The sequence below is a fragment of the Flavobacterium sp. CG_9.10 genome (assembly GCF_015752245.1).
In the GTDB taxonomy this organism is placed as follows: domain Bacteria; phylum Bacteroidota; class Bacteroidia; order Flavobacteriales; family Flavobacteriaceae; genus Flavobacterium.
This window is the reverse complement of record NZ_JADOVD010000018.1, coordinates 42,667-58,071: the sequence shown is the minus strand read 5'-3', so window position 1 is coordinate 58,071 and position 15,405 is coordinate 42,667. Positions and strand designations below refer to the sequence as shown.

General features: G+C 34.1%; 11 protein-coding genes. 5 read left to right on the top strand and 6 right to left on the bottom strand.

Annotated features, from left to right (window positions below; genetic code table 11):
- Positions 1-81 precede the first annotated feature (81 nt).
- Complete coding sequence (locus tag IWX84_RS13915) at positions 82-858, bottom strand: sulfite exporter TauE/SafE family protein (RefSeq protein WP_196851364.1); 777 nt, start codon at positions 856-858, stop codon at positions 82-84.
- Between the two features lie 123 nt (positions 859-981).
- Between IWX84_RS13915 and IWX84_RS13910 the strand changes: the two genes are divergently transcribed.
- Positions 982-1,503: a hypothetical protein gene (locus IWX84_RS13910; RefSeq protein WP_196851363.1), complete on the top strand. Its 522-nt coding sequence runs from the start codon at positions 982-984 to the stop codon at positions 1,501-1,503.
- Between the two features lie 14 nt (positions 1,504-1,517).
- Here IWX84_RS13910 and IWX84_RS13905 read toward each other — a convergent pair whose 3' ends face one another.
- Complete coding sequence (locus IWX84_RS13905; RefSeq protein WP_196851362.1) at positions 1,518-3,572, bottom strand: M1 family metallopeptidase; 2,055 nt, start codon at positions 3,570-3,572, stop codon at positions 1,518-1,520.
- 102 nt (positions 3,573-3,674) lie between these two features.
- Between IWX84_RS13905 and IWX84_RS13900 the strand changes: the two genes are divergently transcribed.
- Positions 3,675-4,412: a diphthine--ammonia ligase gene (locus IWX84_RS13900; protein ID WP_196851361.1), complete on the top strand. Its 738-nt coding sequence runs from the start codon at positions 3,675-3,677 to the stop codon at positions 4,410-4,412.
- A 71-nt stretch (positions 4,413-4,483) separates the two neighbouring features.
- Here IWX84_RS13900 and IWX84_RS13895 read toward each other — a convergent pair whose 3' ends face one another.
- From IWX84_RS13895 to IWX84_RS13880, 4 genes are all read right to left on the bottom strand, one after another.
- On the bottom strand, positions 4,484-5,965 hold the full coding sequence (locus tag IWX84_RS13895) for an aminopeptidase P N-terminal domain-containing protein (RefSeq protein ID WP_196851360.1): 1,482 nt from the start codon (positions 5,963-5,965) through the stop codon (positions 4,484-4,486).
- 154 nt (positions 5,966-6,119) lie between these two features.
- Complete coding sequence (locus IWX84_RS13890; RefSeq protein WP_196851359.1) at positions 6,120-6,542, bottom strand: hypothetical protein; 423 nt, start codon at positions 6,540-6,542, stop codon at positions 6,120-6,122.
- Positions 6,543-6,749: 207 nt separating this feature from the next.
- The gene (locus IWX84_RS13885) at positions 6,750-7,295 is read right to left on the bottom strand and encodes a DUF1697 domain-containing protein (protein ID WP_196851358.1); all 546 of its coding nucleotides are present in this window, start codon (positions 7,293-7,295) and stop codon (positions 6,750-6,752) included.
- Positions 7,296-7,387: 92 nt separating this feature from the next.
- Positions 7,388-8,359, bottom strand: a complete 972-nt coding sequence (locus IWX84_RS13880) for a hypothetical protein (protein WP_196851357.1) — start codon at positions 8,357-8,359, stop codon at positions 7,388-7,390.
- Positions 8,360-8,612: 253 nt separating this feature from the next.
- On the opposite strand from IWX84_RS13880, the gene recG reads away from it, so the two are divergent.
- From recG to IWX84_RS13865, 3 genes are all read left to right on the top strand, one after another.
- A complete protein-coding gene (gene recG / locus IWX84_RS13875; protein WP_196851356.1) occupies positions 8,613-10,718 on the top strand; it encodes an ATP-dependent DNA helicase RecG in 2,106 nt (701 codons plus the stop codon).
- 363 nt (positions 10,719-11,081) lie between these two features.
- Entirely contained in the window at positions 11,082-12,140 is a 1,059-nt protein-coding gene (locus tag IWX84_RS13870) for an efflux RND transporter periplasmic adaptor subunit (protein ID WP_196851355.1), read from the top strand.
- A 71-nt stretch (positions 12,141-12,211) separates the two neighbouring features.
- Complete coding sequence (locus tag IWX84_RS13865) at positions 12,212-15,307, top strand: efflux RND transporter permease subunit (RefSeq protein WP_196851354.1); 3,096 nt, start codon at positions 12,212-12,214, stop codon at positions 15,305-15,307.
- The last annotated feature ends 98 nt before the right edge of the window (positions 15,308-15,405 follow it).

The window sequence follows — 15,405 nt, the reverse complement described above, 5'->3', positions numbered from 1 at the left end:
ATAGCGATTTAGAATGAGGTTTTAGGTACCAAAAAACAACAATTGGTCAATTCATTTCAAATGATGCTTTATTCAAAATTTTCACGTATATTTTTTCCAAAACACATCGTAAGCAAACCTAATTAGCGTACCCACAACAACAACCAAAAAGAAAATCCGAATAAAACTATTTCCTTTATTGATGGCTAATTTAGCACCAATCCACCCGCCAAAAGCATTGCTGGCAGCCATTGGCAAAGCAATAGCCCAAATAATTTTCCCTTTCAAAATAAATAGGCAAATGGAACCAAAATTGGTCGCCAGATTCACCATTTTAGCATTTGCGGAAGCGTGTAAAAAATCAAAACCCATTAAAGCAATGAACGCTACCACTAGAAAACTACCCGTTCCAGGTCCGATAAATCCGTCATAAAAACCAACTACAAAACTGATTCCGATGGCATGGAAGATTTGAGTTTTATGAGAGAGATTTTTTTCTATATGTTGTCCAAAATTCTTCTTAGCATACGTATAAATCACTAAAAAAGATAGAACAACCAATAATAACGGTTTCATGAAGTCATTACTGACATAAGTTAGCAAAGTAGATCCTAGAAACGCCGAAGGGAAGGCCATAATCATCATAATGGCCAATAATCTCCAATTCATATCGACCTTTTTGAGGTATTGATGAGCTGCAAAAGCAGTTCCACTGAAAGAAGGTACTTTTAACGACCCTATTACTGTCGCAACCGGAAGATTTGGCAATAAAATTAATCCCATAGGAGTTTGAATCAATCCGCCACCGCCAACAATCGCATCGATAAATCCGGCAGCAAAAGCGGCAATACAAAGCAAAATAATTATGTAAGACTCCATTTAAAATTTTTATAAAAACTAATAGTTCGTAAAAATACAGTTCGCTTTTATTTTTTACAATTAAAATGACACCGATTTATAAACTAAAAGTATATTTTTGCCTTTATAAATTTCAACAAAAATATGGATTCAATTAAAATTATAGAATTATTAAGTTACACTTTGCCGGCAATTATTACAGGTCTTGTGGCTTATTATTTTTTTGATCTTCATACTAAAAACGAGGAAGGAAGACGTAGGTATTTATTAAATAAAGAAGCGCAGAAAAATGCTTTACCGTTGCGTTTGCAAGCATACGAGCGATTGACTTTATACATGGAACGAATTAATCCTACTAAATTATTAATTCGAATTGCTCCTCTTTCACAAGATAAAAATGATTACGAAAACCTTGTAATTGCACAAATAGAACAGGAATTTGAACACAATTTGACCCAACAAATATACATGTCTGATGAATGCTGGACTATTATAGTTACCGCAAAAAATGCAACAATCCAGATGCTTCGAAAAGCAAACATGAGTGATCGTGTGGATAGCGCTGACAAACTTCGTGAAGTCATTTTGAGTGATTTATTGGAAAAACAATCTCCAAGTAATGCGGCGTTAGCCTACATTAAAAATGAAGTTGGACAATTATGGTAAGCATTATATGCTTGCTATTCTTTTAATAATCGGTTGAGTTGAAATTGCTCTTTTTCGTCCAAATCCATTAAAATTCTTTCGAAAGATACTCTCATCTCCTTATTTTTTAATAAGTTTCTGATATTATCTCGTCCAAATTTAGAAAATTGCCACATGTGATGTGTGGTTGCATTAACTAAATTTTTCAAAACAATGTCATTGATTAACTGATAAGCGATGAGATTTTCTAAAGCATTTTGGCGTGTAGTTGCTTCATATTTGGAAGATGAATATCCGATTAATTCTTTAATTAAAACCTCTTTATTTTTCGAATAATCGGGAGTTGTTAAAGCCAGTGATAACCATAATGTCCTTAAGTTATAATCATTGAAACCAATCCAATCTTTAGATTTATCCAAATTTTTATAACGTTGTTCCGGGAAATTATTCCATAAATTATACAATGCTATTTCCTGAGTTTGATACGATTTGTCATTCAATAAACTTTCATATTGCGCTCTGAAATCCTCTGGAATTTCATTAAAATTATTGGCAACTTCTTGACGAACTTGTAAATTATTTGTTTCCAAAGCAAGAATTAATAACTGTTTTTTATCTTCGAATTTTTCTTTTTTTAATTGATTTACAATCGCTTTTTTAATAGTAAAATAAACATTGGATTGTAAGACTTTTACAAAAAAATATTTTTTCTCCGATAATGGTTTACTTCTAAATTTTTCAACTTCAAACAGCGTTTGCATAGATTTATTTTTTAACAATAAAGCATTAGCTTGTTGCGTATTAAACGCACTTGATTCAAGCCATACTTTACTAAAATTATTTAAATCATAATGAGATACTTTTTTAATTTCATCAAAGAAATTTTGAGTATTTACGGTTTGATAAGCATACTTTTTAAGATAGGACTTTACTGCTTTTTTAAAGGCTTTGTCCCCAATTTCTTCGTGTAAAACATGCAATGCCCAAGCTCCTTTTTGGTAAAAAGTCAACGAACTTGCTTTGGCATTCAAAACTGGAATCGAATCCGTTCGGGAAGCGTATTTTAATTGCTGCGCAGATTCATATAATTTGGAATAAAAATAATCTTCACCATAGATTTCCTTTTCAGCCAGCAGCGCATAATAAGTCGCAAAACCTTCTTGTAACCAATGATGTTTGCTGTTTTCGGCGGTGACTAAATTTCCAAACCATTGATGCGCCAATTCATGTGCGTTCACATTAGTGTAGCTTCGATCTTCAAAACCTGTCGAATCAACCATATAGCGACTCGAGAACAAGGTCGACGAGGTATTTTCCATTCCTGCATATAAAAAATCACGAACTGGCGTTTGTTTGTATATTTCCCAAGGATAGTTCACTCCTATTTCTGTTTCCAGAAAATCAAACATTACCTGTGAATAGCGATAGGTTGGTTCAAATCTAGCGGCATCTTTAGCTTCATAATACATTTCCAACGGCACTCCAGAATGCGAGATTTCTATTTTCTTTTCGAATTTTCCAATGGCAAGCATTAGTAAATAAGAACTCATTGGTTTTTCCATGCGGAATTGCCAATATACTTTATTTTTATTCTCGCTATTTACGATTTTACTACTCAAAGATCCATTAGAAATCACCTGATAATCCGCATCAAAAGCAATTCCTAAATTGAAAGTTACTTTTTCATTTACATCATCAAAACTAGGAAACCAATGACTGGTATTTTTCCCCTGCCCTTGTGTCCAAATTTGATCTTCTACAAAATACATCGTTTGTTTTGGCTTTGCCACATAGTCAAAAACCAATTCATTTTTTCCTTTTTTGAACGGAAAAATGATCTGTAATTGCCTGCCAGTATTGAGATATTCAATACTTTTATCATTCATTTTCATGTTAGAAAAACTCATGCTTTGCGCATCTATTTTAATAGTATCTGTTGGATTTAAAATGGTAAACCAATAAATTACGTTTCCCGAAACAGTTTTTTCTTTGGCATCGATTGCGATCTGAGCAAAAACTGATTTGAAATCAACATATTTAGTTTGCTGTGCAAAAATGAAAGTAGAAAATAAAATTAATAGGTATTTCATGTATGAATATTTTAAACGAAAAATTCAAAGTTACAATCATTTGCGCAACTAATCGGCGGAAATTTGTAAGTTTACTTTGAAATAAAATCCAATAAATTCCCATTGAAAACGAAAGCCCTATTTAATTGGAGCAGCGGAAAAGATTCTGCTCTAGCGTTATACAAAATATTACAAAATCCCGAATTTGAAATTACCTGTTTGCTTACGAGTGTGAACCAACAATTCCAGCGCATTTCCATGCACGGAGTTCGGGTAGAATTGTTAGAACAACAAGCCAACAGTATTGGATTGCCACTTGAAATCATGCAAATTCCCGAAATGCCCACGATGGAAGTCTATGAAAAGGTCATGACAGCAACATTGGCAAAACTAAAAAACCAAGGTGTTACACATTCTATTTTTGGAGATATATTTCTGGAAGATTTACGTAAATACCGGGAGGAAAAATTAGGCGAGATAGGTTTCGAAGGTGTTTTCCCGCTTTGGAAAATCCCAACGTTGGATTTGATTCAAGAATTTATAAGTTTAGGATTTAAAACGATTGTGGTTTGTGTAAACGAGCGGTTTCTCGACAAAAGCTTTGTGGGTCGCGTCATCGATCAGGATTTCATTAACGATTTACCAGAAAATGTGGATGTTTGTGGCGAAAATGGAGAGTTCCACACCTTCACTTTTGATGGGCCAATTTTCTCTAAACCGATTGATTTTGAAATAGGAGAAATCGTTTATAGAAAATACGAAAAACCTAAAGAAAAAGAATCCTCAAATACCGCTTGCGACACAAGTGCTTCCGGTGCTTTTGATTTTGGATTCTGGTACTGTGATTTAGTTGCTAAATAATTTTAAATAAAAAACTCCGAAATCAGAAAAGACAACGGAGTTTTATTTTTTATTGAATCTGAAAGAATAAGCTAATCTAAACTTGGTAAAGTAAAACCATCAAAAACACTTTTTTCTTTCATAAGTGCTTCAATTTCATTTGATTTTCTAGGTGCTTCCCCAGATAAATTTACTGGACCATTAGAAGTAATCAAAATATCATCTTCGATTCGCACGGCAATTCCCCACCATTTTTTATCACAATCACTTCCTTTAGGGATGTAAATTCCAGGTTCTACGGTGAGCACCATATTTTCTTCAAAATTATTATATAATCCTGGATCATGAACGTCTAACCCGATATGATGTGAAGTCCCATGCGGAAAATATTTTCGTGATTCATCTGCTGTTTTAATAATTCCTAATTTCATTAAACCATCACTGATTACCTTTCGGGCAGCCGCATCTGGAGCACTAAAGCTATTTCTTATTTTTGCTGTAGCAATTCCCGCTTCTTGAGCATCATAAACCATATCATAAATTAGTTTTTGCTCTGTTGAAAATTTCCCGTTGGCAGGAATAGTTCGAGTTACATCAGCAGTATAACCATGATATTCAGCACCTAAATCCATTAGAACCAAGTCATTTTCAACTTTCATTTTGCTGTTCTCAATATAATGCAATACGCAGCCATTATTACCGGCTCCTACGATTGACGGATAGCCTTCAAACTCACTTCCGTACTTTTTATACACAAACTCATGTACACCTTGAATTTCAGTTTCAGACATTCCGGGATGCATCGCTTTCATAATTTCGCGTTGCCCCATTGCCGAAATTCGAACCGCTTTGGTAAGCAAAACCATTTCTTCTTTGGATTTTTTCTCACGCAAACTCGCCATGTATGTTGTAATCGATTTGGTATCTGTAATCGCTTTTTTTGGAGTGATACTTTTTTTAAGATTAATTTCATTTTGCAAATTAGAATCTACTTGTTTTCCTGTTTTAACATCATAACCTATTTGAGTTTTAAAAGCTTCAATTAATTTGTATAGATCCGCTTTTTCTCGTTTTGAATTTCTGTTATCCCCTTCAAATTCTTTAAAGAGCACATTGTTAAAACTCCTAAAGTCAATTCCAGAATTCAGAAATGCTGCACCATTTAAAGCATTGTCAAACCCTAACTCTTTTTTAGCGCCTTCAGTTCCCAAACGCACTCCTGTCCATTGCTCCGCTTTTGGATTTTTTTCCTGAACATACAGCATTTCATTATAAGTTTTTCCGTCTTTCGTTTGATTATTCGAAAAAACAACTAATACACAATTGGGTTCTTTATACCCCGTTAAATAATAAAAATCAGGATCTTGGTGATAGATAAAATCCACATCATTGGCGCGGTTTCGAATGGGGTTTCCAAAAAATACCGCAACACTATTCTGAGGCATTTTAGCACGCAAAGCTTCTCTTCGCTCTTTATGGAATTGAGCTGACAAGTAATCATTTGGGTTTCCGTTTTGCGCTATAGCGGCACAAACAAAAAGCACAGTAAGGATAAAAGAATATTTGAAATTCATTTATATATTGGTTAGGTTAAAGACTAAAGACAAAGACACTCATTAAGAATTAAGAGTAAATATAAATAATTTTGTATTTAATGTCAAACTTTTTCGTTGGAGCATTGTTTGTGTTTTGGAATCGCTAAATAAATATATTGTAAATACTTCGAATCTACTTTTTGTATTCTAAACCGGGACCATCGCAATTTTTCCAAGTACTTGACAAGGTATTGGTCGCAGTTGAATAAAGTTCCTCTTTAAGATTTCCGTAACAGCTTCCTATAATTTCGCTATCATTGGGATATGTTAATTCAAAATAAATTCCGTCCGAATGATTAGTAGTGGTGTAAATTCCAGAAATGGTTGTTTTAACCCCATTTATTGCTCTGGATTTAGTAAATGTTCCGTTAGTATTCAACAAATAAAATTCTTGCCATTCCATTGCTGTGCCTGTTGTTTCTGAATTAGGTTTAGAACCAGACATTTTAACCAAAGTCCACTTTCCAAAATAACCACTGTTATCTATTACTACAATCTCTTTTGAACAGGAACTAAAAACAGTCAGGAAAGCAATGAGAGCTATTAGGTTTTTCATGTGTCAGATTTTACAGATATTATTTAGATACTACTTGCTGCAAAAGGTTACGTAAAATGCTATTTTTTTAATATAAATATAAAAAAATAAGATCCTGAAAACTCTTTTTTTTTGCTAAAAAAAGCGATAATTCGCCAATTTTAAATGAATTACAACAATTATAATTAGCGAATTTGCGGTTGAAACATACTGAAAACATCTATCTCACTACCTTTCTTCGTACATTTTCAGCAACTGCGTTACTGTATTCCAATTGCGGATTGTTGCGGTTACATTTAGTTTTTTCTCGATGTATTTTTGATCAAATCGGGTTTTTCCAGCTCCAACAGCATATTTAATAAAAATTCTGCTGCCGTCAATACTCGCTTCATCCGGTTTGAATTGACTAATTCTTAAATCATTCATACTGGTACTTTGCAACGTGGTCGAAATAAACGCTACATATAACTTCTTAGTATCGATATCTTTTTCCTTCAAAAAAGGATTGTTCTTGAAGCAGGCTTCTAAATCCGCAGAACTAATAACCACAACAGGCACTTCATGACCAAAAGCCTTGAAAATTTCCTGCTTGATTTTGAAACCAACAGCCGCAGCATTTTCTTCTTCGGTATCCACAAAAACATTCCCGGATTGAATATACGTTTGCACATTTTGAAAACCAATGGCTTCTAAGGTCGTTTTTAGCGCTTCCATTTTTATCATACTATGACCGGAAACGTTGATGCCACGAAGTAATGCGAGATGAGTTGTCATTTTTAAGGTATTTTATTTTGCGAAGGTATTGTGTTTGACGGAGATATAGATTAACTGCCTAATCAATTTACAAAATCATATAAAATTATATTTTATACATCAAGTTCTGTCGGTATATAGTTTTCCTTGCAATATTTTTCAACATCACTATCATTTTCAAAATAGTCATCACAAAAATCATCTAATTCTTTTTCTGTGGATTTATAATATCTCTCTTCTGCTGTCATTAATTTTTCAGTCTGTTCTATGTACTTTTCAAATTCTTTATTGATTTTACAAAGTTTATCGATTGTCTTAAAATCTAAATCCCGATATTTTGCAGTATATAATATTTTGCTTTGATATGGATTTGCATTAAGTTCGATAATACCAATACCAAATGATTGATTAAGTCTTGACATTTCTTCAGTTAAACTATCACTAAACTCGAATGCAACTAAATATCCATAATTAGCCCAACTTGAATTTGAAACTGCTTGAAAAAATGCTTTTTTTAATTCACTATCGTTATTTATCTCTTTTTTAATTTCATAAGAACTTAATTTAAAAGTATCAATTCGATTTATTGATTTCAAAAAATTTTGACTTACTTTGGTTTGCAAATTAAGAAACTTTATTCCAACCATATCAGGATGTGTCCAAATTTGGTTACTATCTTTCCCATTAGATTGTTCATGAAAAATAGTTTTTGAATATATGTCCGTATTTTTTAAATAACTGCTTAAGAGTTTATGTAAATTTCTTTCTTCGTATGAATTAGATTTGACAATTCCTTTCATCTTCTTCTTTTCGGTGTCAATGTTTTCAATTAGAAGGTCGAGGCCAATATTTTCTTCATTTTTAGTTAAATAGTAAAAATACGAACCGGAGTCCTTTATTCTTTTTACTCTTGTGTCACCCAGTCGTATAAAATCTCCTAATAAAGCTGAAACAGTTGCAGTTGATGTTTTTGCTATTTTAAAGTCATATAATTTTTTTGATATGATATGATTAGTAACTTCATTGTAGTTTGTTAATTTACCGATTTCATCTAAACTTTTTAAAATTGCTTCTTTTATAGTCATTTTTTATTTTTTTTGGAATAATACGAATTCCCTTGGATTTAATATTTTACCTGATTAAAAAAATATTATTTAATTTTAAATAAACTTAAATATTTAATTATTCAAATATACATATTTTCCTACTCCATTTCCAAGCCTTCCCATTTCCAAATTTCCAAACAAAAAACTATCTTCGCTCCATCAAATTAAAAATCCGTTTCAATCTGCGTTTTTGCTTTGTCAAATCCGTTTTATCCGTGTCTAAAAAATTTAAATGCAAAACCTCCTACTCACTCCAATAGAATACTTAAAAGGCGTTGGTCCCAATCGGGGCGAATTGCTACGTAAGGAATTGGGAATTTATAAGTACGTGGATTTGGTTAATTTTTTCCCGAACAGATACATTGACAGGACGCGGTATTACAAGATTAACGAACTGCAAAACAACATTGCCGAAGTTCAGATTATCGGTAAAATTATCACCATCAAAACCGTTGAATTTGGTAGAAATCAAAAACGATTGGTAGCGACTTTTGTGGATGATACGGGACAAATGGAACTCGTTTGGTTTCAAGGTCACAAATGGATTCGGGAGAGTTTAAAGCTGAATGAAATGTGTGTGATTTTCGGAAAATGCACATCTTTTGGAAATGCCTTCAATATGGCGCATCCCGAAATTGAGTTAATGACCGAGCACGAACAAAGTTTGCGTTCTGCGATGCAACCCGTTTATCCTTCGACTGAAACTTTGACGAATCGCGGGATTTCGAATCGATTGATTAATAAGCTGATGCAACAATTGTTTTTGGAAACACAAGCATTATTTACGGAAACTTTGCCTGATTATCTGATTGCAGAACTAAAACTGATTCCTAAAAAAGCTGCTTTATTCAATATTCATTTTCCTAAAAGCGCTGAAGTTTTGGCGAAAGCCAAATTCCGACTAATATTCGAAGAATTGTTCTTTATCCAGTTGCAATTAATCACGAAAAATCTCATCAGGAAACATAAAATAAAAGGACATCCATTTGATAAAGTGGGCGAATATTTCAATGATTTCTATCTGAATCATTTGCCTTTTCAACTGACAAATGCTCAAAAAAGAGTTATCAAAGAGATTCGTACCGATATGGGTAGCAACGCCCAGATGAATCGATTGCTGCAAGGCGACGTAGGTTCCGGAAAAACAATTGTGGCTTTCATGAGCATGCTTTTGGCATTAGACAATGGCTTTCAGGCTTGCTTGATGGCGCCCACGGAAATCTTAGCAAACCAACATTTTATTGGTTTATCCGAATTGGCAGAAAGTTTAAATATAAATATTAAAATCCTAACTGGCTCCAGTAAAACGGCAGCTAGAAAAATAATTCATGAAGAACTGGAAAACGGAACGTTACATATCCTTATCGGAACTCATGCTTTATTAGAAGATAAAGTTAAATTCAAGAATTTAGGATTGGCCGTGATTGATGAACAACACCGTTTTGGAGTAGAACAACGCTCTAAATTGTGGAAAAAAAATACGATTCCGCCTCATGTTTTGGTGATGACGGCCACTCCTATTCCGCGAACTTTGGCGATGAGTTTGTATGGTGATTTGGATATTTCTGTGATCGATGAATTACCGCCAGGACGAAAACCCATTCAAACCGTACATCGATTTGACAGCAACCGATTGAAAGTTTGGAAATTCCTGCGGGATGAAATCGCTTTGGGACGACAAATTTATATTGTGTATCCATTGATTCAAGAATCGGAGAAAATGGATTTCAAGGATTTAATGGATGGTTACGAAAGTATTTCCAGAGATTTTCCGTTGCCGCAGTATTCCATTTCTATCTTGCACGGAAAGATGAAACCAGTAGATAAAGATGCCGAAATGAAACGCTTTTCGGAAGGAAAAACCAATATTATGGTCGCCACAACCGTGATTGAAGTCGGTGTGAATGTTCCTAACGCCAGTGTAATGATCATTGAAAGTGCGGAGCGTTTTGGATTGTCGCAACTGCATCAGCTTCGAGGTCGCGTGGGACGTGGTGCCGAACAAAGTTATTGCATCCTGATGACGAGCCATAAATTGAGTTCCGACAGTAAAACCCGAATGGAAACGATGGTGCAAACGAACGATGGTTTCGAAATTGCTGAAGTAGATTTAAAACTTCGTGGTCCGGGCGACTTAATGGGAACGCAACAAAGTGGCATACTCAACCTTCAAATTGCCGATTTAGTAAGAGACAGAGATACTTTGGCATTAGCCAGAAATTACGCATTGAAATTACTGAAGGAAGACGCGGGCATGCAAAAACCGGAACATGCTACCCTTAGAACTGTTTTTATAGAAATGACAAAGAAGAAGAATATTTGGAACTACATTAGTTAAGCTGCATAACCTATTTTTTTTAAACCATATAAGAAATTTAAGTTCAATTAAACATTTAATGGAAACTTATGTAACCTTTTATTAATAATGTGTTTCAAAACTTTCATTAATTCCTATCCTTGCAATTAATTCTCAAAAAAAAAAAATCAATTACCGGTTAAACCATTTCCTTTTTTAGCAGTCTTATTAGAACTGTATTGTGGATATTTTTTTTGATTTATAAATACTATATTTTTTTAATATTAATATTTGTATGTACAAACGTTAAATAAAAATCAACAAATCCACTTATTCCACTTGTATATCCTAAATTTGTTTTTAACTAAAATTAATGAAATTTAATCCTACTTTATATCCTATCATATGAAAATAAAATACCTTGTTTATACCTTAATATTGGCCGGAATAATTGGCTTTATTGCTTATCGAATTACAGCAAATAGTGCCAAAAATGCAGATTCTAAAGAAAAAGATGGGAAAGGCAAGCCCATGAGTGTAAATGGAATTATTGTACAACCTCAAACTTTTGATAACAATCTATCACTTTCAGGATCTATTGAAGCAAATGAACAAGTAGAAATTAGAAGTGAAGTTTCTGGTATCGTTGAAAGGATTTATTTTCAAGAAGGAAGTAATGTCAGTAAAGGTCAAGTGCTTTTTAAAGTAAACGATTTAGAGTTAAAAGCACAATTAAGACAGATGGCCACCAAAGAAGGTTTAGCTTCAGAAAATGAAAGAAGAGCTAAACTTTTACTCCAAAAAGAGGCTATCAGCCGAGAAGAATATGATATAGCAAGAGCTGATTTGAAGTCGGCGCAAGCACAAAGCCAGTTGATTAAAGCGCAAATTGCAAAAACATCCGTAAGGGCACCATTTTCAGGAAAAATAGGATTGCGCTCTATTTCACCGGGAACTTATATTACTCCAGCTATTTTAGTTACCAAATTGGTCAATGTAGACAAACTGAAAATCACTTTTTCAATTCCTGAAAAATATGCTAATCAAGTAAGAACCAACACTAATTTAACTTTTACAGTTGCCGGAACTACTGAAAAGTATCAGGCTAAAGTATATGCTATTGAACCTGGAGTTGAAGTGGCAACCAGAACATTACAAGTTCGGGCAATCGCGGAAAACAGAGGCGGTAAATTATTACCGGGGACGTTTGCTAATGTTGAATTGCCTTTGGATATAATTAAGGATGCAATTGTAGTTCCTACAGAAGCGATTATTCCTGTACAAAACGGAAAAAAAGTCTTTATTTCCTCCAATGGTCAAGCCAAAGAAGTTATGGTAGAAACTGCCACCAGAACAGATGCTTCAATTTTAATTCTGTCTGGTTTAAAAGCCGGCGACACCGTTTTAACCAGTGGAGTCATGACTTTAAAAGAAGAAACACCTGTCAAAGTGAAAATTAAATAATTTTAAAAGTTATAGGTTAGAATTTACACTGGAAACTTAATTCATAACTTATTACTCATAATTCAACAAAAATGAGTTTATCTACTTTAAGCATAAAAAGACCCGTATTTACTATTGTTATTAATTTAGCAATCGTATTATTCGGTATTATTGGCTATACCTATTTGGGCGTAAGAGAATTTCCTTCGATAGATCCAGCTCAAATCTCGATTCGTACCAATTATACCGGAGCAAATGCAGATATTATCGAATCCCAAATTACGGAGCCTCTTGAAAAAGCGATCAATTCAATTGACGGAATTCGAAATGTAACTTCGTCAAGCGCACAAGGAAGCAGCAATATTACAATCGAATTTAATCTCGATAAAAATCTGGAAGAAGCTGCAAACGACGTTCGTGATAAAGTTTCTCAAGCCGTTCGTAGTTTACCGCAAGATATTGATGCACCACCAGTAGTTTCTAAGGCTGATGCCAATGGCGATGCTATTATTTCGATGACGGTACAAAGTGATTCCAGAGATGCATTGGCCTTAAGTGACTATGCCGAAAACGTAATTGCACAACGATTAGAAACAATTCCTGGCGTAAGCGGTGTGCAAATTTGGGGACAAAAAAGATATGCAATGCGTTTGTGGATTGATCCGGTGAAATTAGCGTCTTATGGATGCACTGTTTCAGAAGTTCGTGAAGCGCTGATCAAACAAAATGTGGAATTACCTTCTGGTAAATTGACTGGTGCCAATACGGAACTCACAGTTAAAACAGTTGGAAATCTTTCTACATCCGAAGAATTTAACAATATAATTATTCGTTCCGAAGGAGAAAAAATAGTCCGTTTAAGCGATATTGGAACAGCAAGTATTGGTGCTGAAAATTTAGAAACTAAAATGACACAGTCGGGAACGCCATTAGTTGGTGTTGCCATTGTTCCTTTACCAGGTGCTAACTATTTAGATATTTCGGCGGCATTTTATAAAGAATTTGAAAAATTAAAAAAAGATTTACCGAAAGATATCAAGTTAAACATTGCCATAGATAATACCATATTTGTAAAAAAATCAGTTATTGAAGTAGCCGAAACATTGGGGATTTCAATCATTTTGGTTATTCTGATTATCTATTTATTCTTTAGAGATTGGGCTATTGCTTTTAGACCTTTAATCGACATTCCCGTTTCCTTAATTGCTACTTTCTTTATTATGTGGCTTTTTGGGTTTTCGATAAATGTGTTGACTTTATTGGCAATTGTTCTCGCCACAGGACTTGTAGTTGATGACGGAATTGTAGTCACCGAGAATATTTTCAAAAAAGTAGAAGAAGGAATGTCACCAATTGAAGCCGCAATTAAGGGCTCGAATGAAATCTTTTTTGCCGTAATCTCCATTTCGATAACCTTGGCAGCGGTATTTCTTCCTGTAATTTTTCTAGAAGGATTTGTCGGTCGACTGTTCAGGGAATTTGGCGTGGTCATTGGTGCGGCAGTATTAATATCTGCTTTTGTTTCCCTGACTTTAACCCCTATGCTAAACGCTTACTTGATGAAAGGCGGAGAGCAAAAAAAATCTAAATTCTATATTAAAACAGAACCTTATTTTCAAAGACTAAACAGTGGTTATGCTAGTGCTTTGACACGTTTTATGAAAAGAAAATGGTTGAGCTTTCCTATTTTGATTGCTTGTTTTGGTTTGATTTATTTATTTTTTAATTTAATTCAAAAAGAAACGGCACCATACGATGACCGAAGTGGATTTGTAATGCGTATGACAACACCCGAAGGTTCCTCCTATGAATACACCGACCGTTTCATGCAAGAAATATCTAAATTAGTAGATGATTCTATTCCTGGAAAAAAAGTCAGCTTGGTAATCACTTCTCCCGGTTTTGGATCTTCCTCCGTAAATAGTGGTTTTATTCGTGTATCCTTGGTTGAACCAAATGAAAGAAAAGATTCTCAAAAAGAAATTGCTGATAAATTAACCAAGTGGACCAAGAAATATCCAGATGCTAAAACATCGGTAATCGAACAGCCTACAATTGCAGTAAACAGACGTGGTGGTTTACCCATTCAATACATTATTCAAGCACCTAATTTCGAAAAATTGCGTGAAAAAATTCCTGTGTTTATGGATGAAGTGGGAAAAAACGAAACTTTTGCCGTTAGTGATGTTAATTTAAAATTCAACAAGCCGGAAATCAATGTAACTATCGATCGTGAAAAAGCCGAAAGTTTAGGAATATCTGTAATTGATATCGCCCAAACTTTGCAGCTATCATTGAGCGGTCAACGATTTGGTTATTTTATGAGAAATGGAAAACAATACCAAGTTATTGGACAATTTGATCAAAAAGACCGTTCCAAACCGTTGGATTTGACCTCAATGTTTGTCAAAAATAATAAAGGCGAATTAATCCAAATGGATAATGTTGTTACAATTGAGGAAAAAAGTAATCCTCCGCAATTATACCATAATAACCGATATATGTCGGCAACAGTTTCTGCGGGTCTTGCTCCAGGCAAAAGTATCAGCGATGGAATTGACGCGATGAATGAAATAAAAGCAAAAGTTTTAGATGATACTTTTACCACCGATTTGGGAGGAGAATCCAGAGATTTTGTGGAGAGTAGTTCAAATACATCTTTCGCATTTGGATTAGCTTTGATATTAATCTTCTTGATTTTGGCCGCACAATTTGAAAGCTTTATCGATCCTTTTATTATTATTTTAACGGTGCCAATGGCTGTTGCGGGAGCTTTATTCTCTTTATGGCTGTTTGACCAGACTTGGAATATATTTAGCCAAATTGGAACCATAATGTTAATTGGTTTGGTAACCAAAAATGGAATTCTGATAGTCGAATTTGCCAATCAGCTCCGAGAACAGGGAAAATCGAAATTGGATGCAATTTTAGAAGCTTCGGAAGCACGATTGCGACCAATTTTAATGACCAGTTTGGCCATTTCACTAGGGGCTTTACCTATTGCAATGTCACTTGGCGCCGCTTCAACTAGTAGAATTGGAATGGGAGTTGTCATCGTGGGTGGAACTATTTTCTCATTGGTTTTAACCTTATTTGTAATTCCGGCTATGTATTTAATGTGGTCTAAAGCCAGAAAGCATTATCCTGAATTTGATCATATTGAAGAATATGAAAAGGAAGTAAAATAATTTAAATGGAACACAGATGACGCAGATTGAACAAATTTACATGATTTTTTTATATAAAATTAGTTTAAAGTAATTTCGACAAAATCAATTTGGGTCCA